This is a genomic window from Variovorax sp. F042, from assembly GCF_057814215.1.
Map to the genome: position 1 here is coordinate 40,655 of NZ_JBVASX010000001.1, position 24,363 is coordinate 65,017.

Annotated in this window: 25 protein-coding genes; 8 read left to right on the forward strand and 17 right to left on the reverse strand. The window is 66.1% G+C overall.

The window, feature by feature from the left end; genetic code table 11:
* Positions 1-8 precede the first annotated feature (8 nt).
* Positions 9-851 carry a metal-dependent hydrolase gene (locus ACZYSP_RS00190; protein WP_093074924.1) on the reverse strand — a complete coding sequence of 281 codons (843 nt, stop codon included), beginning with the start codon at positions 849-851 and terminating at the stop codon, positions 9-11.
* Between the two features lie 128 nt (positions 852-979).
* Here ACZYSP_RS00190 and ACZYSP_RS00195 point away from each other — a divergent pair, with 128 nt between their 5' ends.
* Positions 980-1,609 (forward strand): TetR/AcrR family transcriptional regulator, encoded by a 630-nt coding sequence (locus tag ACZYSP_RS00195; RefSeq protein WP_093074921.1) that lies wholly within the window; start codon positions 980-982, stop codon positions 1,607-1,609.
* Here ACZYSP_RS00195 and ACZYSP_RS00200 read toward each other — a convergent pair.
* Genes ACZYSP_RS00200 through ACZYSP_RS00230 form a run of 7 tightly spaced genes read right to left on the reverse strand, consistent with a single transcriptional unit; the run spans position 1,606 to position 11,228 of the window.
* Entirely contained in the window at positions 1,606-2,754 is a 1,149-nt protein-coding gene (locus ACZYSP_RS00200; protein WP_093074918.1) for an ABC transporter permease, read from the reverse strand. The two genes, ACZYSP_RS00195 and ACZYSP_RS00200, sit on opposite strands and share 4 nt — an antisense overlap.
* Complete coding sequence (locus tag ACZYSP_RS00205; RefSeq protein ID WP_489012812.1) at positions 2,754-3,938, reverse strand: ABC transporter permease; 1,185 nt, start codon at positions 3,936-3,938, stop codon at positions 2,754-2,756. Before ACZYSP_RS00205 ends, ACZYSP_RS00200 begins: the two co-directional genes overlap by 1 nt.
* Before the next feature lie 7 nt (positions 3,939-3,945).
* Positions 3,946-4,932, reverse strand: coding sequence for an HlyD family secretion protein (locus tag ACZYSP_RS00210; RefSeq protein ID WP_093074912.1), 987 nt, complete (start codon positions 4,930-4,932; stop codon positions 3,946-3,948).
* Entirely contained in the window at positions 4,932-6,368 is a 1,437-nt protein-coding gene (locus ACZYSP_RS00215) for a TolC family protein (protein WP_093074909.1), read from the reverse strand. Before ACZYSP_RS00215 ends, ACZYSP_RS00210 begins: the two co-directional genes overlap by 1 nt.
* Before the next feature lie 16 nt (positions 6,369-6,384).
* A complete protein-coding gene (locus ACZYSP_RS00220) occupies positions 6,385-8,286 on the reverse strand; it encodes a YhgE/Pip domain-containing protein (RefSeq protein ID WP_093074906.1) in 1,902 nt (633 codons plus the stop codon).
* 55 nt (positions 8,287-8,341) lie between these two features.
* Positions 8,342-8,710 carry a nuclear transport factor 2 family protein gene (locus ACZYSP_RS00225; RefSeq protein WP_354336011.1) on the reverse strand — a complete coding sequence of 123 codons (369 nt, stop codon included), beginning with the start codon at positions 8,708-8,710 and terminating at the stop codon, positions 8,342-8,344.
* A gap of 1 nt (position 8,711) precedes the next feature.
* Positions 8,712-11,228, reverse strand: coding sequence for a sodium-translocating pyrophosphatase (locus ACZYSP_RS00230; protein ID WP_489012813.1), 2,517 nt, complete (start codon positions 11,226-11,228; stop codon positions 8,712-8,714).
* Between the two features lie 254 nt (positions 11,229-11,482).
* On the opposite strand from ACZYSP_RS00230, the gene ppa reads away from it, so the two are divergent.
* Positions 11,483-12,010 carry an inorganic diphosphatase gene (ppa, locus tag ACZYSP_RS00235; RefSeq protein ID WP_093054399.1) on the forward strand — a complete coding sequence of 176 codons (528 nt, stop codon included), beginning with the start codon at positions 11,483-11,485 and terminating at the stop codon, positions 12,008-12,010.
* Between the two features lies 1 nt (position 12,011).
* Here the strand turns inward: ppa and ACZYSP_RS00240 are convergent, their stop codons facing one another.
* From ACZYSP_RS00240 to ACZYSP_RS00250, 3 genes are all read right to left on the reverse strand, one after another.
* On the reverse strand, positions 12,012-12,653 hold the full coding sequence (locus ACZYSP_RS00240) for a lysozyme inhibitor LprI family protein (protein ID WP_489012814.1): 642 nt from the start codon (positions 12,651-12,653) through the stop codon (positions 12,012-12,014).
* Between the two features lie 99 nt (positions 12,654-12,752).
* Positions 12,753-13,505 carry a hypothetical protein gene (locus ACZYSP_RS00245; protein ID WP_093174068.1) on the reverse strand — a complete coding sequence of 251 codons (753 nt, stop codon included), beginning with the start codon at positions 13,503-13,505 and terminating at the stop codon, positions 12,753-12,755.
* 69 nt (positions 13,506-13,574) lie between these two features.
* Positions 13,575-14,729 (reverse strand): GNAT family N-acetyltransferase, encoded by a 1,155-nt coding sequence (locus ACZYSP_RS00250; RefSeq protein WP_093074894.1) that lies wholly within the window; start codon positions 14,727-14,729, stop codon positions 13,575-13,577.
* A 19-nt stretch (positions 14,730-14,748) separates the two neighbouring features.
* Here ACZYSP_RS00250 and ACZYSP_RS00255 point away from each other — a divergent pair, with 19 nt between their 5' ends.
* Positions 14,749-16,446 carry an NAD+ synthase gene (locus ACZYSP_RS00255; protein ID WP_093074891.1) on the forward strand — a complete coding sequence of 566 codons (1,698 nt, stop codon included), beginning with the start codon at positions 14,749-14,751 and terminating at the stop codon, positions 16,444-16,446.
* Positions 16,443-16,781 carry a P-II family nitrogen regulator gene (locus tag ACZYSP_RS00260; protein ID WP_093054409.1) on the forward strand — a complete coding sequence of 113 codons (339 nt, stop codon included), beginning with the start codon at positions 16,443-16,445 and terminating at the stop codon, positions 16,779-16,781. The genes ACZYSP_RS00255 and ACZYSP_RS00260 overlap by 4 nt, the downstream gene beginning before the upstream one ends.
* Before the next feature lie 39 nt (positions 16,782-16,820).
* Here the strand turns inward: ACZYSP_RS00260 and ACZYSP_RS00265 are convergent, their stop codons facing one another.
* Genes ACZYSP_RS00265 through ACZYSP_RS00290 form a run of 6 tightly spaced genes read right to left on the reverse strand, consistent with a single transcriptional unit; the run spans position 16,821 to position 20,279 of the window.
* Complete coding sequence (locus ACZYSP_RS00265) at positions 16,821-17,411, reverse strand: LOG family protein (protein WP_093054411.1); 591 nt, start codon at positions 17,409-17,411, stop codon at positions 16,821-16,823.
* A gap of 31 nt (positions 17,412-17,442) precedes the next feature.
* Complete coding sequence (locus ACZYSP_RS00270) at positions 17,443-17,850, reverse strand: diacylglycerol kinase (RefSeq protein WP_093054413.1); 408 nt, start codon at positions 17,848-17,850, stop codon at positions 17,443-17,445.
* Positions 17,847-18,413, reverse strand: a complete 567-nt coding sequence (locus ACZYSP_RS00275) for an RDD family protein (protein ID WP_093074888.1) — start codon at positions 18,411-18,413, stop codon at positions 17,847-17,849. The genes ACZYSP_RS00270 and ACZYSP_RS00275 overlap by 4 nt, the downstream gene beginning before the upstream one ends.
* Before the next feature lie 13 nt (positions 18,414-18,426).
* Positions 18,427-19,233: a DUF3106 domain-containing protein gene (locus tag ACZYSP_RS00280; RefSeq protein WP_256216670.1), complete on the reverse strand. Its 807-nt coding sequence runs from the start codon at positions 19,231-19,233 to the stop codon at positions 18,427-18,429.
* Positions 19,234-19,290: 57 nt separating this feature from the next.
* Positions 19,291-19,716, reverse strand: coding sequence for a DUF3619 family protein (locus ACZYSP_RS00285; protein ID WP_093054419.1), 426 nt, complete (start codon positions 19,714-19,716; stop codon positions 19,291-19,293).
* Complete coding sequence (locus tag ACZYSP_RS00290) at positions 19,713-20,279, reverse strand: RNA polymerase sigma factor (protein WP_093054421.1); 567 nt, start codon at positions 20,277-20,279, stop codon at positions 19,713-19,715. The genes ACZYSP_RS00285 and ACZYSP_RS00290 overlap by 4 nt, the downstream gene beginning before the upstream one ends.
* A 282-nt stretch (positions 20,280-20,561) precedes the next feature.
* On the opposite strand from ACZYSP_RS00290, the gene ACZYSP_RS00295 reads away from it, so the two are divergent.
* From ACZYSP_RS00295 to ilvC, 4 genes are all read left to right on the forward strand, one after another.
* Positions 20,562-22,346: an acetolactate synthase 3 catalytic subunit gene (locus ACZYSP_RS00295; RefSeq protein WP_489012815.1), complete on the forward strand. Its 1,785-nt coding sequence runs from the start codon at positions 20,562-20,564 to the stop codon at positions 22,344-22,346.
* A 104-nt stretch (positions 22,347-22,450) separates the two neighbouring features.
* Positions 22,451-22,942 (forward strand): acetolactate synthase small subunit, encoded by a 492-nt coding sequence (gene ilvN / locus ACZYSP_RS00300; RefSeq protein ID WP_007834236.1) that lies wholly within the window; start codon positions 22,451-22,453, stop codon positions 22,940-22,942.
* 53 nt (positions 22,943-22,995) lie between these two features.
* On the forward strand, positions 22,996-23,256 hold the full coding sequence (locus ACZYSP_RS00305; protein ID WP_093054426.1) for a DUF4282 domain-containing protein: 261 nt from the start codon (positions 22,996-22,998) through the stop codon (positions 23,254-23,256).
* A gap of 50 nt (positions 23,257-23,306) precedes the next feature.
* The gene (gene ilvC, locus ACZYSP_RS00310; RefSeq protein WP_093054428.1) at positions 23,307-24,323 is read left to right on the forward strand and encodes a ketol-acid reductoisomerase; all 1,017 of its coding nucleotides are present in this window, start codon (positions 23,307-23,309) and stop codon (positions 24,321-24,323) included.
* Positions 24,324-24,363 lie beyond the last annotated feature (40 nt).

Genomic DNA, 24,363 nt, shown 5'->3' on the forward strand with positions numbered 1-24,363 from the left:
CTTGCCCGTCAGCCGGCAGCGGCCGCCTCAGGCGCCGCGCCCACTGGCGTGTACTGCGCACGGTTGTCCGCCAGCCAGCGCTCCGACAGGCTGCTGTCCTGCTGCATCGGATGGAAGTCCGCGCGCAGGTAGCTGCGCCAGCCGGCCAGGTTGCCGCGCAGCAGGCCGTCGCGGCTCAGCAGGATGCGCGCGGCGCTCTTCCAGGTCGACCATTTCCACAGCTGCTTTTCGTGGCGCAGGTTGTCGATGGTCTGGTGCATCAGGTCGCCCAGGAACATCATCGTCACGCGGCGGAACCAGCGCGTGCGCCATTCGTCGGAGCCACCCGCGGCCTGGTAGATGTCGAAGGCCACGCTCTTGTGTTCCAGCTCTTCCGCGCTGTGCCATAGCCACATGGTGCGCAGCCGGGGCTCGGCGCCGTCGAGGACCTGCGGGTGCGCCAGCAGCCACTCAGCGAACATCGCCGTGAAATGCTCGGTGGCCGCCGTCACCGCCAGCGCGTGGCGTGGGTCGGCTTCTTCCATCAGGGCCATGCGCTTGCTGGCGCGCGCCGTCCAGCCGTCGACCAGGCCCTGGCTTTCCAGATGGTTGTTGAAGAGTGAATGAATGCGCCGGTGCGTGGCTTCCTGCCCGATGAAGCCGCGCACGTCGGCCTTGTGTTTTTCCTGTACCTCGGCCGGCAGCGTGGCGACGGCGTCGCGCACCGCGTCGATGAAGAACTGCTCGCCGAAAGGGAAACTCATCGACAGGGCGTTGAAGAAAGCGGTCGAGAATGCATCGCCGCCGCACCAGTTGCGGGCAAAGGGCGGTTGCAGGTCGATCAGAAGGCGGCGGACAACGAGATCGGTCATGAAACAAGCCTTGGAAAAAGCACGGGTTGCGTGGATGGATGGTTGGTACAAATCAGTACCGCATGCCGCCATGTTGCAATTGTGAATTGGTACTGTCAAGTACCGAGACGTAGGAAAATGTGCCGTTCATGAGCGAAACCATCGAAAAAGCAGCCCCTTCCAAGTCCGCCGAGGGCCCAGGGAGCGAGCACTACAAGCGTCTGCTGCAGGGCATGGCGCACGCCGTGGCAGCCAAGGGCTACGCCGAGACAACCATTGCCGACATCGTGCGCGAGGCCGCCGTGTCGCGCCGCACTTTCTACGAACACTTCAGCACCAAGACCGAGTGCCTGATCGCGCTCTACGAAACCGCCAGCCGGCTCGCGCTGCAGGCGGTGAGCGAGGCCTTCGACCCGGTGCAGCCCTGGCATGCGCAGGTCGAGCAGGCCATGACCGCGTACTTCGATTACCTCGCGCAAGACCCGGTGCTGCTGCGCACGCTCTTCGTCGAGATCCTGGGGCTCGGCATGCCGGGCCTGGTGGTGCGGCGCCGGGTGAACGACGAGATCGCCAACTTCATCCAGGTGGCGATCAACAGCAGCGACAGCGCGGATGGCCCCGCCGTGCACCTGACGAGCGAGATGGCAATGACCGTGGTTGGCGGCATCAACGAACTGGTGCTGCAGGCCATCGAGCAGGACCGTGCGGGCGACCTGCGCGAACTGGTGGCGCCCGCCACGCGGCTGGTGCGCGCCGTGGCGGCCGAGAGCCAGCGCTAGACGCGCTTCGGCCCGGCGGTGCGCTGGGTGGCCGCGAGCCACAGCGCCAGCAGCCCCGCAATAGTCAGCGACAGCAGTACCCCAAGGTAGGGCAGCACGTCATGCAGCGGCGCGCCCATCTGGTTGAGCCGCAGCGAGGCCTGGATACCCGCCGTGCTCGGGAAGAGCCAGCGCAGTGCCTGCAGTGGCTCCGGCAAGGCCTCCACAGGCCACGAGAAGCCCGAGAGAAAGGCCATCGGCAGGGCGGTGAACAGCAGCACCTGCAAAGCCCGCTCGCGGTCTCGGAACCAGCAGCCGAGCACCAAGCCCAGCGCGCAGATCGCCGGCACGTAGAACGCGAGCAGCACCAGCGCACCGAGCGGATTCCCTCCGCGCGGATAGTCCTGCAAGAAGAACACCCAGCCGAAGTAGAAGAGCCCGCTCAGAAAGCCGAACGCCGAGAGAGCCCCCAGCCGCCCCAGCCAGGCTCCCATCGAGGCCCGCAGCCGCCCCGCCTCGGCCCAGGTGCCAGCCAGCATCGCCACGCCCATCAGCAGCGTCTGCTGCAGGATCAGCAGTGCCACCGCCGGGACCACGTAGCTGCCATAGCCTTCGGTCGGGTTGAACAGCGCGACCAGCTGCGTGTTGAGCGGACTGCGGCTGCGAGCGGCTTGAATCGCGCTCTGGCCGCCAGCCTGCAGCGTGCGGATCTCGACCCCGGCCGACACCGTACCCACGGCCTCCGAGAAGCCATACAGCACCGCTTTGTTCAACAGCGCATAGGCGCCGTTGCCTTCGATGGTGACGACGGCCGAGGTGCCGCGCAGCACATCGCGCTTGAGGTCGGCCGGCAGCAGCGCATAGCCTTCGATGTCGCCGCGCCACAGCGCCTGCTGCGCCTCGCGCACATCGCCCGTGACCATGCGCACGTCGAGCCGCGGATTGGCCAGCGCGAAGCGCGCGATCTGCCGCGACAGCGCTGTGTGGTCCTGGTCGACCACTGCCACCGGCACGCGCGCCACGGCCTGCGTGCCATAGGGCCACGGGTAGAAGAAGCCGTAGATGATGGGCGCGAGCAGCATGATCAGCAGCACGCCCTTGTCGCGCAGCACGGCGAGCGCGGTGTCGCGCCATGCGGCGCCGAGGTGGAGCCGTTCGTCAGTCATCACCGTCCACCCCAACTGTCGGGCGCTCCGGCCGCGCGCACCAGCGCACCGGCGGACGCGGCAAGCAGCACGCCCGTGCCCAGCACCATCCACAGCGGCGTGGCGACCGAATACACCACCGGCGCGCCCATCTGCAACTGCTCCATCTGCACGCGGATGTAGTGCGTGTAGGGCAGCAGGCTGGCCCATATCTGCGCTAAGAAGGGCATCGCGACCAGCGGAAAACCCACGCCACCGAACGCGAAGGCCGGCGCCGTGATGAAGCCCGTAGCCGAAAGCGCAGTGCGCAGCGAACGCGTGAATGCCGCCGCGAAAGCCCCGAGCGCAATCGACAGCGCCAGGAACACAACCAGCGCAAACAGCGTCCACCCGAGCGAACCGACCGGATGCCACCCGCGACCCGCGGTGATCCACAGCATCGCCGCGATGGCCACCGCCGAAAGACTCGCGAACGGCAGCGCCAGCTTGCCCGCCAGCGCTGCCAGCGCCTCGTGCCATCGTGGCGCGGCACCCAGCCACTCGCCTATGCTGCGGTCGCGCAACTCGCGCCCCACGGCCCAGGCGCCGGCCGTCATCGCAAGGATGTGCAGCAGCGCCGGAATCAGCGCCGCGCCGAGAAACTGCTCGTAGTCGGTCGAGGTGTTGAACAGCGCCACCATGCTCGCCTTGATCGGCTCCATGCTCACGCGCGCCGCCGTCATCGACTCGCCGCGCTTGTTGCGCACCGTGAGCTCGACCCCGCCCGAAACCGTGGCCACGGCAGTGCGCACGTCGCGCTGGATCAGGCTCGAATGCGTGCCGAGCTGCGCGTTGTGCAGCAGCACGACCTGCCCGACGCGGCCCTGCTTGACCTCACGGCTCAGGTCGCGCGGCAACTGCACCGCCGCGTCGACCGCGCCGCTGGTCAGGGCGCGCGCCATCTCGCCTTCGTCGCCGTACCGCTGCACCACGCGCAAGCCGGGCGTGGCGTCCAGAAAGCGCACCAACTGGCGCGAGAGCGACGAGTGGTCCTGGTCGAGCACGCCGATTGGCAATCGCTCGGGGAGGCCGGCCGAGAAGATCCACCAGATCAGGAACACCGCGAGCAGCGGCACCCACGAGACCATCGCCAGATCCCAGGGGCGCGTGCGCAGCAGCGCGAACTCGCGCCGTGCGCTGGCTGCGGAAAAGCCGCGCAGGCTCATCGCGAACTCAGTCGACCAGCACGCTCATGCCGGGCCGAGCGCCGTCGATGGGCTTGAGCGGCCGCGCGCGGACCTCGAAGGTGCGCACGTCGAAGCCGGTGCCGCCGCGCGTGGCGCGCCACGTCGCGAAGTCGGGCAGCACTGCGCTGTAGTAGACCTTGAAGCGGGCCGTGCGCCTGTCTTCTGGCAGCGCGGGCAGGCGCGCATCGAATTCGTTGCCGAGCGCGAAGCGGGCGAGCCGGTCTTCGCGCACGTTGAGCACCACCCACTGGTCGCTCAGGTCGACCACCGTGACCACGGCCACGCCCTGCGGCGACAGCTCGCCGACCTTGGCCAGCACCTTGGCCACCTCGCCCCCGACGGGGCTGCGTAGCTCGGTCTCGGCCTTGGCGGCTTCGGCCTCGGCTACCACGCCGGCGACCTGGCGCGCCTGCGCGCTGGCGGCTGTCTTGTCCTCGGGGCGGGCGCCGATGCGTGCCATGTCGTACTGCGCCTTGGCGGCAATGGCGGCGTCGCGCGAGGCCTTCCAGTTGGCTTCGGCCTCGTCGCGTTTCTGGTCGGCAACCAAGCCCTCGCGCGCCAGTCCGTCGACACGGCGGTACGAGGTCTGCGCCAGCTGGGCCGCGGTTTCGGCGCGCTGCCACTGCATGCGCGCCATCTCGACCTCCTGCGGGCGGGCGCCGTTCTGCGCCTTGTCGGCGACGGCCTGCGCGGCCTGTTCGGCGGCAGTGGCCTGCGCGAGCTTGGCGCGCACTTCGGGGCTGTCCATGCGCACCAGCACCGCGCCGGCCTGTATGCGGTCGCCTTCCTTCACCGGCACTTCGGCGATACGCGCCGTCACCTTGCCGGCAACATCGGTCTCGCGCGCCTCCATCTGGCCCTGGAATACCTCGGGGGCGGGCTGCGACGCGCGCCAGAAACCCCAGACGAGCACCGCCAGCACGAGCAGGGCGGCGAGTATCGCGATCAGTTTTCGGGTCTTGGCACTCATCATCAATTCACCTTCACGTCGGCACGCGCGATGTAGTCGGAAAACCTTTCGGAAAGGCCCGCGCTTTCGAGCAGTTGCGCAAGCGCTTGCACGTAGTCGTTGGCGGCTTGCGCGCGTTCGGTCAGCACCTTGGCCTGGTTGGTTTCGGCGTCGATCAGGTCGAGCGTGGTGCTCGTGCCTTCGCGCAAGCCCGAGGTGCGCAGCTTCACGACCTCTTGCGCCAGCTCCACCGAGGCCTTCATCTCGAGGTATTGGCGGCGCGCGTTCTCCAATGCGCGCCAGTTGCGTTCGACCAGCAGCGAGATGTCGCTGCGCGCCTGAGCGTCGGTGCGCTCGGCCTGCTCGACCTGCTTGAGTGAAGCAGCCGACAGGGCGTCGCGGTCGACCGAGTCGTACAGCGTCCAGCGCACGCCGAGGCCGGCCACCCAGTCGGCGTTGCCGCCCTTGAGTTCGCGCGTGCCGAAGGCAATGACTTGCGGGCGGCGCAACGCCTCTTCGCCTTCGTGCAATTGCTCGGCCTGCGACTTCTTGGCCGCGACCTTGCCCAGGCCCGGGTGTCGCGTGAGCGCCGAGTCGATGAAATAGCCGAGCGGTTCGATCGGTGTGCTGATGAGAAAGAGCGGCGTCCGCGGCGTCACGCTGCCATCAGCACGCACCGTGCGGGCCAGGGCTACGGCGGCGAGCGCCGCGTCGTTCTCGGCCTTGCGCGCATTGCGCCGTGCTTCCTCATACGCGGCGCTGGCCTGCAGGCGCTCGACGCGCGAGATCACACCGGCCGCGAGCATCTTCTGCGCCGCCGAATCATGCTGTGCGATCGTTCGCTCGGCCTGCGCGCGCAGCGTGGCCGCGCGCTGCGCGAGCTGGGCGCCGAAGTAGCGCTGTACCAGCAGCGTGTCGACCTCGTGGCCGGCCTGTTCGGCATCGGCCTGCGCTTCGCGCGTCTGGGCCGAGACGAAGCCGCGCACAGCATCGGTCGCGCCGCCGACGTAGAGCGGCCACACGGCCGAGATCGATGTGTTGGCGCCGGTGTCGTGGCGGTTGAGCGTGTAGCTGTTGGGCAGCTGCGGAATCGGCACGCGCGCGATCACGCTCTGGATGGACGACGGCAGCGCCGAGCCGATCTGCCCGAATTTCTGGTTGAGCGGATCGAGGTCGAGATTCAGGTTCGCGTTGTAGGCATAGGCCAGCCCCGAGACGCTGACCGTCGGGCCGCCGAGCCCCTTCAGGCCCTGGCCCTGCAGTTCCTTCGACTCGACCGCCGCGCGGGCCGCGGCCAGCTTGTCGGAGCGATCGAGCATGCGGGCGCGGGCCGCTTCGAAGCTGAGCGACAGGGTGTCGTCGTTGCGGGCCTGGGCCTGCGCGAAAGCCGCGGTGCCCAGCACCAGCAGTGCCGGCAGCAGGTAGAGAGAAGGAGAAAGGGCTTGGCGGCAGCGTGTCATCGTTTCAAGGGGCTGTTCAGATCTGCACCGTTGGCCGGTAGTCCGCCAGCAGCACTTCCTTCCATTTGCCGAACAGCGCCATCAGCCCGACGGCCACTGCGCCCGACAGCACCACTACCCAGCATGCATGCGCCCATCCGTCGTCGAAGGCACCGAACATCACCGCGCGAAAGGCCTGCACTACCCAACTGAACGGCAGCCAGCTGTGCACCGTGCGGAAGAAGCCGGCCGAAAGCTCCACCGGCAGCACCCCGCCACCGGCCGACAGCTGCAGCGTGAGCAGCAGCACCGTGAGGATGCGGCCGAAGTCGCCGAACACATGCAGGATCGCGAACAGCACCACCAGGAAGACCAGCGAGGCCAGCGCCATCGTGAGCGCCAGGGCGGCCACGTGCGGCGCCTGCACCTGCAGCACGCCCAGCAGCGTGGCCAGCACCAGCGCCACCTGCAGCAGCACGATCAGCGCCGGCATGGTGATCTTGCCGAGCGTCTTGGCGAGCTTCGGGTAGTGGGTGTGGTCCGCCAGCACGATGCGGATGTTGAACAGGTAGCCGGCCATCACCGCGCCGATCCACAGCGCCACCGACACCATGTTGGGCACGAAGGCGCTGCCGTTGTTGTCCACCGGTGCTACCACCTCGACCTTGGGCTCGACCGAATCGGCCAGCCCCGAGGCGCTGCCCTGGATGCGGGTGATCGAGGCGGGCAGGGCAGCTTCGATGGTGCGCACGCCGGTCAGCAGGCGCTGTGCGCCCTGCGCAAGCTGAGCGCCACCCTGCACGAACTCGTCGAGCTTCTTGTCCGCCGGCAGCTTGCCGGCCATGGTGCGGATGCCGCCAGACAGCGCCCCCATGCCGTCGGTGAGCTTGCCCACGCCGCCGTCGAGCGCAGTGGCGCCAGCCGCGAGCTTGTGATTGCCGTCCTGTGCCTTGGCCATGGCCCCCTGCGCCTGATCGATGCCGCCGCGCAGCTTGTCGGCGCCGGCCGCGAGTTCGCCCGCGCCCTTGGCGATGCGCTCGCCCACGAAGGGGATGTCGGCGGAATCCTTCTGCATCTTGCGCGCGCCGTCGCCGAGCTGGCCGGCACCGGCTTCGAGCTGGCCGAGTCCGTCGCCGATCTGCGCGAGCCCGCTGCCGAGTTCGCGCTGGCCTGCCGCGAGTTGCTGCGAGCCGGCCTTCAGTGCACGCAGGTCAGCGTCGGCCGGCAACTTCGATTCGATGGTGCGGATACCGCCGTTCACCTGCTTGAACCCGCTGCTCACCTGCTGCGCGGCGGCGCTGTATTGGGCCGCGCCGTTGGCCAGCGTCTGGCTGCCGTCGCGCAGTTCCAGCAGCGCCTGCTTGAGCTTGTCGAGCCGCTGCTGCGAACCGGAGGCCGCATTCAGCACCAGCCCCCAGCGCTGCTCGTTGAGCATCTCGTTGACCTGGTGCCCCAGCTCACCCGCGAAACGCCGCGCCAGGCCGGCCGAGCTGTAGTTGTTGCCTTCGGAGGTGTAGACCACCAGTTGCCCGGCGCCGCGCTGCGCACCCGGCACCGCGTTGGCGCTGAAGTCCGCCGGAATCAGCAGCGCAAAGGCCAGCGTGCCGCGCCGCACCTCGGCGCGCGCGGCTTCGGCGTCGGTCATCGCGCGGAAGCCGAAGGCGCGCTTGTCGAGCAGGGTGTGCGTGAGTTCGTCGCCGACGTTGACCGTGCGCGACATGTAGGTCACGCCCTGGTCCTGGTTGACGATGGCGGCGGGCAGGTCGGCCGTGTGCCCGGCCGGGTCCCACACGCTCGTGAGGTAGATCAGCGCATAGAGCGCCGGCACCACGCCGACCGCCACCACGGCCAGCAGGATGCGCGGAAAGCGCCGCACGATCGCCAGCTCGGCCCGGGCGATGGCCCAGGTGCCAGCGAACAGTGCGTGAAGGTATCGCATGGGGCTAGGAGGTCTGCAGCAGCGCCATGGCGGTGGGGTTTGCGTACAGAAGCGGTCAGCCCGGCTTTTTCTGGGCGGGGTCGTAGAAGAATTGTTCTTCCGCGATGCGCTCGCCTTCCCAGCGCTGCCAGGCGATTTCTTCCATTCGCATCTTGCTGCCGCCCTTGAACGTGAACTCGAAGATCCAGTGGATCGCCACGTGGTCGCCGTTCACCAGCACCGGCCGCACGCAGCTGGAAACCACCGACTCGGTGCGGTCGAGCACGGCGCTTTCCTGCGCCACCAGCGTGCTGCGGCCGCGCCGCGGCTCGGCCTGGTTCTCGCGCATGGTGGCGTCTTCGGTGTAGTAGTCCTCGATGGCCTTGGCATGCGCGCCGCCCTCGACGGCGGCGATGAATGATTCGAGTCGTTCGGGCGTGGGCATTTCAGGACTTTACTTTGACTTCAACGCGGCGCGCCTCGGCGGGCGGCCCATCGGCCTGCGATTGCTCGGGCTTGGCCAGCTCGATCTTGTCTTCTGGCGCACCAGCGGCCTTGAGCGCATCGCTCACGGCCATCGCGCGCTGCTTGGCGAGCTCGGCATTCTTGGCCGGGTCGCCGCTGGCATCGTGGTAGCCGCTCACGAGCACGGTGCTGCCGCTCTGCACGGCCTTGATGACGTCGGCCAGGGCTTCCTTGGCGTTGGGCGCTACTTCGGAGCTGGCGCTCGCGAAGTAGAACTTCACGACGCCGTTCTCGACCTTCACCGCAGCGGCTTCGGCAGCCGACACGGCGCCCGAAGCGACCACCGCAGCAGGCGTCGACGGAGCCATCGCGGCGGGCGCGGTCGCGGCCGGCGGCATCTCGACCTTCGCCGGCACGGCCGCCGCCGCATCGCCGGCATGGAACTTCACCACCAGCGGCACGATGAGCAGCGCCACGATGTTGATGATCTTGATCAGCGGGTTCACGGCCGGGCCGGCCGTGTCCTTGTAGGGGTCGCCCACGGTGTCGCCGGTGACGGCGGCCTTGTGCGTCTCGCTGCCCTTGCCGCCGAAGTGGCCGTCCTCGATGTACTTCTTGGCGTTGTCCCAGGCGCCGCCGCCGGTGCACATGCTGATGGCGACGAACAGGCCCGTGACGATGGTGCCCATCAGCAGCCCGCCCAGCGCCTTCGGCCCCAGCACCAGGCCGACGACGATCGGCACGAGCACCGGCAGCAGCGAGGGGATCATCATTTCCTTGATGGCCGCGCCGGTCAGCATGCTCACGGCCTTGCCGTACTCGGGCTTGCCGGTGCCTTCCATGATGCCGGGGATGTCGCGGAACTGGCGCCGCACTTCTTCCACCACCGCGCCCGCCGCGCGGCCCACGGCCTCCATGGCCATCGCGCCGAACAGGTAGGGAATCAACCCGCCGATGAAGAGGCCGACGATCACCATCGGGTCACTCAGGTTGAAGCTGATGTTCAGCCCGAAGCTCTCCAGCTTGTGCGTGTAGTCGGCGAAGAGCACCAGCGAGGCGAGGCCCGCAGAGCCGATAGCGTAGCCCTTGGTCACGGCCTTGGTGGTGTTGCCGACCGCGTCGAGCGGGTCGGTCACGGCGCGCACGCTGGCGGGCAGGTCGCTCATCTCGGCAATGCCGCCGGCGTTGTCGGTGATGGGGCCGTAGGCGTCGAGCGCCACCACGATGCCGGCCATGCTCAGCATCGACGTGGCAGCCACCGCAATGCCGAAGAGGCCTGCCAGCGAGTACGAAGCCAGGATGGCGATGCACACGAAGATCACCGGCCACGCCGTGGAGCGCATCGACACGCCCAGGCCCGCGATGATGTTGGTGCCGTGGCCCGTGGTCGAGGCCTGTGCAATGTGCTGCACGGGCTTGTACTGCGTGCCGGTGTAGTACTCGGTGATCCATACCAGCGCGGCCGTCAATGCGAGGCCAACGAAGCAGGCGCCGAACAGCTTGAGCTGGCTGCCGCTCGGGGCGATCGCGTTGTCGGGAATCAGCCAGCTGGTGACGAACCAGAACGCAATCAGCGACAGGATGCCCGCCACCGCCAGGCCCTTGTAGAGCGCCGGCATCACGTTGACCATGCCCGGCGAGGCCTTCACGAAGAAGCAGCCGATGATCGACGCGATGATCGACACGCCGCCCAGCGCGAGCGGGTACAGCACCGCGTTGGTCGGCGCCGCGGTAACCATCAGCGCGCCCAGCACCATGGTGGCGATCAGCGTCACGGCGTAGGTTTCGAACAGGTCGGCGGCCATGCCGGCGCAGTCGCCGACGTTGTCGCCCACGTTGTCGGCAATCACGGCCGGATTGCGCGGGTCGTCTTCAGGGATGCCGGCCTCGACCTTGCCCACCAGGTCGGCGCCGACGTCGGCGCCCTTGGTGAAGATGCCGCCGCCCAGCCGCGCGAAGATCGAGATCAGCGAGGAGCCGAAGGCAAAGCCGATCAGCGGATTGAGGGTGACCGCAAGGCTGTGGCCCGCCGCCGGCGTGCTGCTGCCGATCAAGACCCAGTAGAAGGCCGACACGCCCAGCAGGCCCAGGCCCACCACCAGCATGCCGGTGATGGCGCCGCCGCGGAACGCGACGTCGAGTGCCGGGCCGATGCCTTGAGTGGCCGCCTGCGCCGTGCGCACATTCGCGCGCACCGACACGTTCATGCCGATGAAGCCGCAGGCGCCCGAGAGCACCGCGCCCACGATGAAGCCGACTGCCGTGGTCAGGTCCAGGAAGATGGCGATGAGGATGGCGAGCACCACGCCGACGATGGCGATGGTGCTGTACTGCTTGGCGAGGTAGGCGGAGGCGCCGGCCTGGATGGCCGCTGCAATTTCCTGCATGCGGGCATTGCCTGCGTCCTTCGCGAGAATCCAACTTCGAGCCCAGAAACCGTAGGCCACGGCCACTAGGCCGCAGACGATAGCCAGTATCAGGGGGGTGTTGCCGATCATGCTTTGCTTCTCCATTCGTTCGTTGCGACTTGTGGAGACGGACAGCATGGGCCCTGCGTGCAACGCGTACGGGACCATGTTTTCCGCCGCGTTGCTTCCTCGAAGCTCACTGCACCAAGGGTGAGGAGCCGATTGGCCAACGGTTGCAATTTACAGGCAAATACGAGTGCGCGTGCGACCGGTCGGTGACACGGAAAGTAAACTCCGGGTTTGTCCCCATCTCTCTCATACTTTTCCACTACTCGAAAAACGTCATGTCCTTCGACAAAGTTTCCCCCGGCAAGAACGTCCCCGATTCCTTCAACGTCGTGATCGAAATCCCGATGAACGCCGACCCGATCAAGTACGAAGTCGACAAGGAATCGGGCGCGATTTTTGTCGACCGCTTCATGACGACGGCCATGTACTACCCGGCCAACTACGGCTATGTGCCGCAGACCCTGTCGGGCGACGGTGACCCGGTCGACGTGCTGGTCATCGCCCCGTATCCGCTGCTGCCGGGCGTGGTAGTGCCGTGCCGCCCCCTGGGCATCCTGATGATGGAAGACGAAGCCGGCGTCGACGGCAAGGTGCTGGCTGTGCCCACAGACAAGGTGCTGCCCATCTACAGCCACTGGAAGTCGGTCGACGACGTGAACCCGATGCGCCTGAAGGCCATCAGCCACTTCTTCGAGCACTACAAGGACCTGGAAGAAGGCAAGTGGGTCAAGGTGCTGGGCTGGGAAGGCATCGACGCGGCCAAGAAGGAAATCCTGGACGGCATCGCCAGCTACAAGAAGTAATTTATTCGTTCTCGAAGGGCGAGCGGCGCGGGTCGCGCGTGAAGCTGCCGGCCAGCGATGGCGCGCAGCCCGGCGTGTCCGAGACGGTGACGCGGTCGGTGTCGAACTGGAGTGTGCGGGTGCAACGCCCGCCTTCCTGCACCACGAGGCGCCGCTGCCCGTCGAGCACGTTCTTGCCCTGCAGCAGCATGTTGCCGCGCGGGTCGGGGCAAACGTAGATCTGGATGTCCAGCGTGCCCCCCAGTTCGGGCGTCACGTCGAGGAAGCGCCCGTCCTTCGGGCATTGGCCTTCCACATAGCGTCCCATCCAATGCAGCAGCGGGTGACTCAGGTAGGTGATGCGCCGCTCGTAGTCCTGCTTGAGGCATTCGGTCTTGCCGCGGCATTCGCGGTTGCGCACAGCTATCCAGTCACGCTGGTCGCGTTTCAGGAACGTCGCCCACTGGCCCGTGCCGGGCATTTCGACTTGCCGCTTGTAGAGGGCGGCCATGGCTTCGTCCTGCCGTGACAGGCCGGGGTCGGCGCAGATGGCTTTCTCGGTGGCGTTGCCGGCCTTGGCGCAGTCGAAGCTGGCGGCCGTGGCCAACTGGCTGGCCGCCATGAAGCAGAGTGCCACGAGGGCAGGGCGTGTGAAGGGCAGCATGCGGTTCTCTCTCCTCGATGCGGATGCTAGGAGAGGCGCCGCGCGCCGTCGATGTGCCGAATGGTCAAGGGCACTATGCCCTTGGACAGAGGAGACGCTTCAGGCGCGGACCGCGTCGCTGGCCAGCCGCATCCATTCGCGATTGACCGAACGCGCATGCGAGTTCCAGTGGCGAGCGGCCTGCTGGAGTTCGTCCCACTGGCGCTGTGCACCGGTGGCATCGCCTTGCTGGGCAAGCCATGCGATGTAGCGGGCGCGGGCCTCGACGGTGTTGTACTGGCTCAGCGCGGCCTCGAAGGCTTCGCGCGCTTCCGGCTGGCGTCCGTCGGCGGCGAGGGCGCGGGCGGTGAGCACGGCGACTTCGTCCTTGCGGTAGTCGTCGCGCGTGGCACGCAGGGCCTGGAGCGCCTGCAATGCCTCGCGGCCGGCAGTCGCTCCACCCGCAGCCAACAGGGCGCTGGCCAGGCCGAACTGCAGTTCGGGATCGGAGGCCAGCGGGCCCTTCAGTGCGTCGCGGTAATGGCCGACGGCATCGGCGGCCTGCCCCTTGTCGAGCGCTGCCTTGGCAAGGCGCAGCTTGTTCTGGGCCGTGGGGGCGAGGTCGTAGGCCTCGGTGGCCGCGCGGTATTCGCGCTCGGGGTCGATGAAGCCGATGGCCGCGCTGGCCACCTTGCCGGCGGTGCGCTGCATGCGCGAGGCGGGCAGGTACTCGACCACGAAGTACACGATGCTTCCCAGCAGCGGGAAGCTGAAAAGAATGAGAAGCCAGTACATCTGCTTGCCGTGGCGCATTGCGTGCACGGCGAAGAACAGCGCGATGAGGACGTGTAGCCCCAGTCCGACGAATGGCATCGAGTTCTCTCTGAGTTGTTGTGGATATCGGGCGCTTTTATAGCAGCCCCGCATGGCAAGAAAGGCTGGTCAAGCGGCCTTGAACGGGCTGCGCTCGCCAAGGTGATCCATGTAGTTCTCGATGCCCGCGCCCTCGCGCTCCAGGAAGCGCTCGACCGCATCGGCAAACGCCGGGTGTGCCAGCCAGTGGGCGCTGGTGGTTTTCACCGGCATCAGCGCGCGCGCCATCTTGTGCTCGCCCTGGGCGCCGCCCTCGAAGCGCTGGGCGCCGTGTTCGATGCACCAGGCCAGCGGCTGGTAGTAGCAAGCCTCGAAGTGCAGGCAGTCGACGCGCTCCAGCGCGCCCCAGTAGCGGCCGTAGGCAACGAGCGGTGCATCGCGCTGCGTCGAAAGGGCGATCAGGCTGGTGGCCATGGGTTTGCCATTGCGCTCGGCGACGAACAGCAGCCAGGCCTCGGGCATCGTGTCGGCCATGCGCCGGAAGAAGTCGCGCGTGAGGTAGGGCGGGTTGCCGTGCTCGCGGTAGGTGCGCTCGTAGCAGCGGTAGAAGAAGTCCCAGTCGGCCTTCGAGATGTCGGTGCCGCGCGACCAGCGGAAGCTCACGCCGGCGTCGGCCACCTTGCGGCGCTCCTGGCGGATCTTCTTGCGCTTGTCGTGCGAGAGGCTGGCGAGGAAGGAGTCGAAGTCGGGGTACTGGGCGTTGGTCCAGTGGAACTGCACCGTGTTGCGCAGCATCAGGCCTGCTTCGGTGCAGGCGGCGATGTCGGCATCGGCGCCGAACAGCAGGTGCAGCGACGACAGCTCTTCCTGCTTGCACAGCGCGACGAGTCCTTGCACCAGCAACGTGCGGCTTTGAGCGTCGCGCGCCAGCAGCCGCGTGCCGGGCACGGGCGTGAAGGGCACTGCGACCACGGCCTTCGGGTAATACGCGAGCCCGTGCTGCTCGTAGGCATTGGCCCAGGCCCAGTCGAAGACGTACTCGCCGTAGGAATGGTCCTTGATGTAGAACGGGCACGCGGCCTGCAACTGCTCGCCTTGCCACAGCGTGACGAACTGCGGCATCCATCCGCTCTCCGGCGTGGCGCTGCGGCTGTCGTTCAGCGCCGCGAGGTATTCATGGCGCATGAAGGGCGATGGCTCGGCCTCGGCGGCCAGCAGCGCGTTCCATGCGTCCGGGCTCACGTCAGCCGGCGACGACAGAACCCGAATGACATAATCGTTCAAGCCTTTTTCTTCCTTCTGTATGACGCTCAAGCTCGCCATCGCGCAACTCAATTTTGTGGTGGGCGACCTCGCCGGCAACGCGAAAAAGATCGTCGACGCCGCGCGCGATGCCCATGCGCAGGGCGCGCGCCTCTTGTTGACGCCCGAACTCTCGATTGCCGGCTATGCGGCGGAGGACCTGTTCCTCCGTCCCGCCTTCACCGAAGCCTGTGATGATGCCGTGAAAGGCATTGCCGCTGCTCTGGCCGATCTCAAAGACATGGTGGTGGTGGTGGGGCATCCGACCGGCGGCAGCCTGCGCAGCCGCTCGGTGGCCGTACAGATGCGCCACAACGCGGCAAGCGTCATCAAGGAAGGCCGCATCCTCGAAACGTATGCCAAGCGCGAACTGCCCAACTACCAGGTGTTCGACGAGCGCCGCTACTTCACGCCGGGGCAGGGCACCTGCGTGTTCGAGGCGGGCGGTGTCTCGGTCGGCCTGCTGATCTGCGAGGACGCCTGGTTCGACCAGCCGGCCGAACTGGCACGCGAAGGTGGTGCCGAGGTGCTGGCGGTGATCAATGCGTCGCCGTACCACGTGGGCAAGGAAGGCGAGCGCGTCGCGCGCATGGCCGACCGGGCGCGCGCGGTCGGCCTGCCGCTGGTGTACGCGCACCTGGTCGGTGGGCAGGACGAGGTGGTGTTCGACGGCGCTTCGTTCGCGTTGCAGGCCGATGGCGTGGCTGCCATGCAGGCCGAGAGCTTCAAGGAGAAGCTGGTTTTCGCCCAACTGGAGCGCACGCCTCAAGGCGGCGTTGGCTTCGTAGCCGAGCCGGCGGCCATCGCACCGCCACGCGACGCTGAGGCCCAACTCTGGGACGCCCTGGTGCTCGGAGTGCGCGACTACGTCGGCAAGAACGGTTTTCCGGGCGCCATCCTGGGGCTTTCGGGCGGTATCGACTCCGCATTGGTGCTTGCCATCGCGGTCGATGCACTGGGCAAGGACAAGGTCCGTGCGGTGATGATGCCTTCGCCTTACACCGCCGACATCAGCTGGATCGATGCGCGCGACATGGCCGCCCGCCTGGGCGTGCGCTACGACGAGATTTCCATCAAGCACACCTTCGAGTCCTTCAAGGGCGCGCTGGCCGAAGAATTCAAGGGGCGGCCCGAGGACACGGCCGAGGAAAACATCCAGGCCCGCATCCGCGGCACGCTGCTGATGGGGCTTTCGAACAAGTTCGGCGCCATCGTGCTCACCACGGGCAACAAGAGCGAAATGGCCACCGGCTACTGCACGCTGTACGGCGACATGGCAGGCGGCTTCGCGGTCATCAAGGACCTGCTCAAGACAACCGTGTTCGCGCTGGCGCGCTGGCGAAATGCCCACGATCCGTACGGCACGGGCACCGAGCCGATTCCCGAGAGGATCATCACGCGGCCTCCCAGCGCCGAACTTCGGCCCGATCAGACCGATCAAGACAGCCTCCCGCCCTACGACATCCTCGACGGAATCCTGGCACGCTACATGCAGGACGACGAGGGCATCGACGAGATCATTGCCGCGGGTTACGACCGTGCGGTGGTCGAGCGGGTTGCGCGGCTCATCAGGATCAACGAATACAAGCGGCGCCAGGCGCCGGTAGGCATCCGGGTCACCCATCGAAGCTTCGGCAAGGATTGGCGTTACCCTATCACCAGCAAATTCAACGAAACCGCCGGAGCACGAAAACCATGAAGCAGATCACCGCCATCGTCAAACCCTTCAAGCTCGAGGACGTGCGCGAGGCCTTGGCCGAAGTGGGCGTCACCGGCCTGACCGTCACCGAAGTCAAGGGCTTCGGCCGCCAGAAGGGGCACACAGAGCTCTACCGCGGCGCCGAATACGTGGTCGACTTCCTGCCCAAGATGAAGGTCGAAGTGGTCGTCAACGAGGCCGATGTGGAGCGCTGCATCGAAGCCATCGTCAGTTCCGCGCGCACCGGGAAGATCGGCGACGGGAAGATTTTTGTCACCGGCGTGGAGCGCATCGTGCGTATCCGTACGGGTGAGGAAAACGAAAACGCTGTTTAAAGCAAGAAAGCCCCGGCGACGGGGCTTTCGACATGGTCGTCAGAGGTTTTCCGACAGCCTGTCTTCGCGTGGATGGAGCGGCACTTCGGCGCGCAATGCCGTGAGCAGCTCGGGCACATCGGTGCCGGTGCGGATCAGGCTCATCTGCCATTCGCCCATGAAGCCCTCGCGCACGCTGTGCGCCAGGAAGCCAAGCAGGCCGTCGTAGTAGCCGGCGGTGTTGAGGATGCCGGTGGGCTTGTCGTGGTAGCCGAGTTGGCGCCAGGTCCAGATCTCGAACAGTTCCTCGAAGGTGCCGATGCCGCCCGCCAGGGCGACGAAGGCATCGGCGCGCTCACCCATCATGGCCTTGCGTTCGTGCATGGTGTCGACCACGTGCAGTTCGTCGCACAGCGGGTTGGCCAGTTCCTTGTCGACCAATGCCTTGGGGATGATGCCGACCACTCGGCCGCCGGCAAGGCGGGTGGCCTCGGCCACCGTGCCCATCAGGCCGGTGCGACCTCCGCCGTAGACAAGCTGGCCGCCGTGCTGGCCGATCCATTGGCCGACGGCTTGCGCGGCCTGGGAAAACTCGGGGCGCTCGCCGGGGCGCGAGCCGCAATACACACAGATCGAAAATTCAGGATTCATCCTGCCATCATGCCGCAGCCCGTGGGCCTTCTCATGACACGAAGCGTTGCCACAACGCTGCCGCCCAGATGCCGCCGCACAGCGTGAGCGACAGCAGCACGGCGGCGCTACCCATGTCCTTGGCGCGCTTGGAGAGGTCGTGCCACTCAGGGCCGATGCGGTCGATGGCGGCTTCCACCGCGGTGTTGAGCAACTCGACGATCATCACCAGGATGGCGCTGCCCGCGAGCAGCGCCACCTCGACCCAGCTGCGCCCGAGCCAGAAGGAGGCCGGAATCATCACGATCGACATGATGGCTTCCTGGCGGAAGGCGGGCTCGCTCCAGCCGGCGTGCAGGCCGTGTAGCGAGATCAGCGTGGCGTGCCAGACGCGTTCGAAGCCCTTGCGGGCTTTTTGCGGATTGACGGCGGGATCGGGAAGCTTGGGCAAGGCACTCATTGGCGACTCATCGGTTTGGAGGTGATGAGCCGTGTACCGGCCCAGGCGTCGTGCCAGAACTGGCGCTCGGGGTGAAAACGCGCCAGCAGGGCCCAGACAGCGACCCAGCCGAAGATCAGGACGGTCGATTCGCCGCCAGACAGCTTGAAGGGCGCGATGGCGGCCAGCGGCGGTAGGAACCAGACCCAGCTCAGCAGGTAGCGCGCCAGCGCACGGCGTTGGCTGATGGGCTGGCCGTGCGCGTCGACGATGCGGATGTTCCAGGTTTTCATGGCGAGGGTCTGGCCTTTGGTCCAGAACCAGACGAAGTACACGCCGAACACCACGAAAAGAAAAGCCTGAAATAGATGGCGGCGCGAATCCATGGCGTCGCGCATCTGACCAAGCGTGCTGAAGAGCCAGCCCGAAACGAACACCACCGCAAACAGCAGCATGCCCTCGTAGAGCCAGCAGGCCATGCGGCGCCAGAGGCCGGGCACTATCGAAACAGGAGCGCTGGCTGCAGGAGAGATCGGCGAGGCGGGCTGATCGGGGCCCGAAGCCTCGGGAGAGCTGGAAACCATCGAAGCCTTGGGATCAGGGGGCGGGGGAGGATGGCTCGGCTGCCGACGACGGCGCGGGCACCTGGGCTTCGGCCGGAACCGGTGGAGAAGCGATGCTGGACGGGGCTGGCGCGGCGGGGAGGATGGAAACCGCCGGCGTCGTCGCTGCGGGCACGCGCTCCGGCGGCGATGCCACCATGATCGTGGCCGGCGTGGCAGCGGGGGCGGGCGGCGGGGCCAGCAAAATCCTGGGCGTGTGTTGTACGCCGGGGGTGACGGCCGGCACCGGCACGAGCTTCTGGGACGAGACCGGCCGCACAGGAATGGCGGCACCGCGTGGCTTGGGTGGGGCGCGTTCCGCGAGCTTGCGCTTTTCTTCCTCGCTCAAGGCCTGGTACTGCTCCCATTTGACCTTGCGCTCGTCAGGCGGAATGCGCTTGACCTCGGCGAAGTTCAGGCGGGCCTGGGCGCGCTGCTGATTGCTCAGGGCGGTCCATTCGATCATGCGGCTGTGAAGGGTGGTCTGTTCGTCCGCCGACATGCTCGCGAAGTTGCGCGACAGCGCCAGCCACTTTTTCTTTTGCCCGACGTTCAGCGTGTTCCAGTGAGCGTTCAGCGGCTTCAGGGCTTGCTGCTGCTCGGCCGTGAGTTCGCTCCAGAGCGGCTTGGTCGTCGAGATGGCCTTGGGGCTGGTGGCTGACGCGGAGCTCGCCGAAGCCGGGCCCGCCGCAGCCTTGGCGGCTGCTTCGGAGGGCGGCTGGGCGCAGGCGAGCGTGAGGCTGAAGGCTGCGACTGCAAGCGCACCTGCCCAAACGACTGCGCCCGCCGGGAGCGGGCGCAACGGGCGGGGGGTGTTTGCGCTGGGGGTGGAGCGGCGTCGCATTCGGTCGATGAAAAATCAGTCGGAGGCGCTGTCGGCCTTCAGGAATTGGGCAAAACCGGGGTCGGTGTAGGCAGCGGGCGGCAGGTCGCCCGTCAGCAGCGCGGAATCCACTTCGGCCAACTCGCTGGCGCGGTCGTCGTCCTGCATCACGCTGATGGTGATCAGGCCCGCCACAAGCGCAATCAACGGCACCACGGAGCCGATGCGGGTCCACCAGCTTCCACCCAGTGTGAGCGTGTGGCCCGACTGCACCACCACAGGCGCAGTCCGCAACTGCGGGGGCTGCTTGCGCGCGGAAACGGCCTGCGCTCGCGCCACGCGCAGCCGCTCGCCGATGTCGTGCGGCAGCTCTCGATTGCCGGCCGAAAGGCGGGCAACCAGACGCTGGCCGAACTGGTCTTCGGCGGTGGTGGATGTTGAGGTTGGAACCTTAGTGTTCATAGCGATATTCCCTTGGCCTTGAGCGCCTTGCTCAGAGCGTGAACGGCTCGCGAGCAATGGGTTTTGACGCTGCCCTCGGAGCAGCCCATCGCAGCGGCCGTCTCTGCGACGTCCATTTCCTCCCAGTAACGCATCAGGAAAGCCTCGCGTTGACGGCCCGGCAGTGCTGCGATCTGTTCCTCGATCTCGTGGAAGACCTGGGCGCGGCGGGTCGTGTCTTCGGCGCTCTCCGATTCCCTAGAGTCGGTCGGCGAGACGAAGTTCTCCAGCAGGTCGAAATCTCCGTCGTCGTCGACCGAGTCGAAATCGCTGAGGTTGGAGAAAAGGGCGCGCCGGGTTTTCTGGCGGCGGAACCAGTCGAGCGTGCAGTTCGACAGGATGCGCTGGAACAGCATCGGCAGTTCGGCCGCGGGCTTGTCGCCGTAGTGCTGCGCCAGCTTCATCATGCTGTCCTGCACGATATCGAGGGCCGCTTCTTCATCCCGCACGTGGTAGACCGAGCGCTTGAAAGCGCGTCGTTCAACGCTTTTCAGGAAGTCGGAGAGTTCTTGTTCAGTGGCCAAGCGAGAGGGGGCGCGCAGAGCGCGCCGCGTGGGGAAGAGGGTCTAGCGATCGCGTATGTTTACCGCCGCGGATTATGCCTTTGTAGCTTTACAAGGCAGCTGAAGCGAATCTGAACGCCCGGAAATGTCATAATCCGCCCTGCAAGTCAAAAGGCAAACGGGTCACGGTCCGGCGGAACATCAGTCCGCTCATGGCTTTGGCCTCAAGTCCTGGCGCGACCTCACAAGGGTTGGCAAGGGGCACCCAAGGTATTTCGTTCCCGAAATAAACAAAGGTTGATCATGGAAATCTCCAAAGCGGAAATCGTTTCCGCAGCAGCCGCGTCCTCAGGCGCCGGCAACCCGACGCGAGAACTCATGGGCGCTGAAGTGCTGGTCAAGGCACTGCAGGCCGAAGGCGTCCAGTACGTCTGGGGTTACCCCGGCGGCGCGGTTCTCTACATCTACGACGCGTTCTACAAGCAGGACACCATCCAGCACGTGCTGGTGCGCCACGAGCAGGCCGCCGTTCACGCGGCCGACGGCTACGCACGCGCCACCGGCGAAGTCGGCGTGGCACTGGTCACTTCCGGTCCCGGCCTGACCAATGCGGTCACCGGCATCGCGACGGCGTACATGGACTCCATCCCGATGGTGATCATCTCGGGCCAGGTGCCAACGGCTGCCATCGGCCTTGACGCCTTCCAGGAATGCGACACGGTCGGCATCACCCGCCCCATCGTCAAGCACAACTTCCTCGTCAAGGATCCGAAGGATCTGGCCATGACGATGAAGAAGGCCTTCCACATCGCACGCAGCGGCCGTCCGGGCCCCGTGGTGGTGGACGTGCCCAAGGACGTTTCGTTCAAGAAGGTCCCGTACACCGGCTATCCCGACAAGGTCGAGATGCGCTCGTACAACCCGGTGCGCAAGGGTCACGGCGGCCAGATCCGCAAGGCGCTGCAACTGCTGCTGGCTGCCAAGCGTCCGTACATCTACACCGGCGGCGGCGTGCTTCTGGGCAACGCCTGCAATGAACTGCGCACGCTGGTCGACATGCTCGGCTACCCGGTCACCAACACGCTGATGGGCCTGGGCGCCTATCCGGCGAGCGACCGCAAGTTCCTGGGCATGCTGGGCATGCACGGCACCATCGAAGCCAACAACGCGATGCAGAACTGCGACGTGCTGCTGGCCGTGGGGGCGCGCTTCGACGACCGCGTGATCGGCAATCCCAAGCACTTCGCGCAGAACGAACGCAAGATCATCCACATCGACATCGACCCGTCGAGCATCTCCAAGCGCGTGAAGGTCGACATCCCGATCGTCGGCGACGTGAAGGACGTGCTCACCGAGCTGATCTCGATGATCCGCGAGAGCACCACCAAGCCCGATGCAGGCGCTCTGTCCGACTGGTGGAAGACCATCGAGGCCTGGCGCTCGCGCGACTGCCTGAAGTACGACCGCGGCAACAAGGACGTGATCAAGCCGCAGTACGTGGTCGAGACCCTCTGGAACATGACCAAGGACGCCGACGCGTACATCACGTCGGACGTGGGTCAGCACCAGATGTGGGCTGCGCAGTACTACCGCTTCGACGAGCCACGCCGCTGGATCAACTCGGGCGGCCTGGGCACCATGGGCGTGGGCATTCCCTACGCCATGGGCATCAAGCTCGCGAAGCCCGATTCGGAAGTGTTCACCATCACCGGCGAAGGCTCGGTGCAGATGTGCATCCAGGAACTCTCCACCTGCCTGCAATACAACACGCCGATCAAGATCTGCTCGCTCAACAACCGCTACCTGGGCATGGTGCGCCAGTGGCAGGAGATCGAATACTCCGGCCGCTACAGCCACAGCTACATGGATGCACTGCCCAACTTCGTGAAGCTCGCCGAGGCCTATGGCCACGTCGGCATGCTGATCGAGCGTCCACAAGACGTGGAGCCCGCGCTGCGCGAAGCACGCAAGCTCAAGGACCGCACGGTGTTCATGGACTTCCGCACCGATCCCACCGAAAACGTGTTCCCGATGGTGAAGGCCGGCATGGGCATCACCGAAATGCTGTTGGGTTCCGAAGATCTCTGATCCGCGGAACATTCGCTCAACTCTTTACTGACGAATCTATTGCTCGCCGAGCCCGCGCATTACCGTGCGCGGGGGAGGGCGGCGAAAAGAGGAGTCACGCAAACATGAAACACATCATTGCAGTGCTGCTGGAAAACGAGCCGGGTGCTCTTTCCCGCGTGGTGGGCCTTTTCTCGGCCCGTGGCTACAACATCGAATCGCTCACGGTGGCGCCCACGGAGGACGCAAGCCTCTCGCGCATGACCATCGTTACCACCGGTTCCGACGACGTGATCGAGCAGATCACCAAGCACCTGAACCGCCTGATCGAAGTGGTGAAGGTCGTAGACCTGACCGAAGGCGCCTACACCGAACGCGAACTCATGATGGTGAAGGTGCGCGCGGTCGGCAAGGAGCGCGAGGAAATGATGCGCATGGCAGAAATTTTCCGCGGCCGCATCATCGACGTGACCGATAAGAGCTACACCATCGAACTCACCGGCGACCACGGCAAGAACGACGCTTTTCTTGAAGCGATCGAACGTAGCGCTATCCTCGAGACAGTCCGTACCGGTGCCAGCGGCATCGGGCGCGGCGAGCGCATCCTGCGCGTGTAGGAGGGTGAAAGCGCCCTCAGTTCATACGTTCATCCACACATGAGGCAAGAGTGATGCGAGGTCTGCTCGGTTTCGACAAGATGGTGACCCCGGCGATCGTCCGGGGGCTCTACTTTCTCGGCCTGCTGGGTGTGATCGTCCTGGCGGTGGCGGCGCTGTACCAGCGCCAGTACCTGCCGGCTTTCACGGTCCTGATCTTCGGCACCATTGGCGTTCGCATCTACAGTGAATTGCTCATCGTGCTGTTCCGCATCCACGACAGCCTCGTGTCCATCAACCAGCAAATGAAGGACCGGAATTCCTCCGGCCTCTGAGTGAAATGCATCCCGCTACGGGTGCTCGAGATTTTTTAGGAGAGATACACATGAAGGTTTACTACGACAAAGACGCGGACCTGAGCCTCATCAAGGGCAAGACGGTGGCAATCATCGGTTATGGCTCGCAAGGCCATGCGCACGCGCAGAACCTGAACGACAGCGGCGTCAAGGTCGTGGTCGGCCTGCGCAAGGGTGGTGCTTCGTGGCCCAAGGTCGAGAAGGCCGGCCTGAAGGTCGCTGAAGTCGCCGACGCCGTGAAGGCCGCCGACGTCGTGATGATCCTGCTGCCCGACGAGCAGATCGCCAACGTCTACAAGAACGACGTCGCACCGAACATCAAGGAAGGCGCTTCGCTGGTCTTCGCACACGGCTTCAACGTGCACTACGGCTTCGTTCAGCCCCGCGCCGACCTCGATGTGTGGATGGTTGCTCCCAAGGCCCCTGGCCACACCGTGCGCAGCACGTACACCCAAGGTGGCGGCGTGCCCCACCTCGTGGCCGTGCACCAGGACAAGACCGGCAAGGCGCGTGACCTCGCGCTGAGCTATGCCACCGCCAACGGCGGCGGCAAGGCCGGCATCATCGAGACCAACTTCCGCGAAGAAACCGAGACCGACCTGTTCGGCGAACAAGCGGTTCTGTGTGGCGGCACTGTCGAGCTGATCAAGGCTGGTTTCGAAACGCTCGTGGAAGCCGGCTACGCGCCCGAAATGGCGTACTTCGAATGCCTGCACGAACTGAAGCTGATCGTCGACCTGATCTATGAAGGCGGCATCGCCAACATGAACTACTCGATCTCGAACAACGCCGAATACGGCGAGTACGTCACCGGCCCGCGCGTCGTGACCGAAGAGACCAAGAAGGTCATGAAGCAAGTGCTGAAGGACATCCAGACCGGCGAATACGCCAAGAGCTTCGTGCTGGAAAACGCTGCCGGCGCTCCGACGCTGATCAGCCGCCGCCGCCTGAACTCCGAGCATCAGATCGAAGTCGTCGGCGAAAAGCTGCGCGCGATGATGCCCTGGATCAAGAAGAACAAGCTGGTCGACCAGACCCGCAACTGATCTGCGGACCGCGAGGGTGCTTCGGCACCCGTTTCCCAAG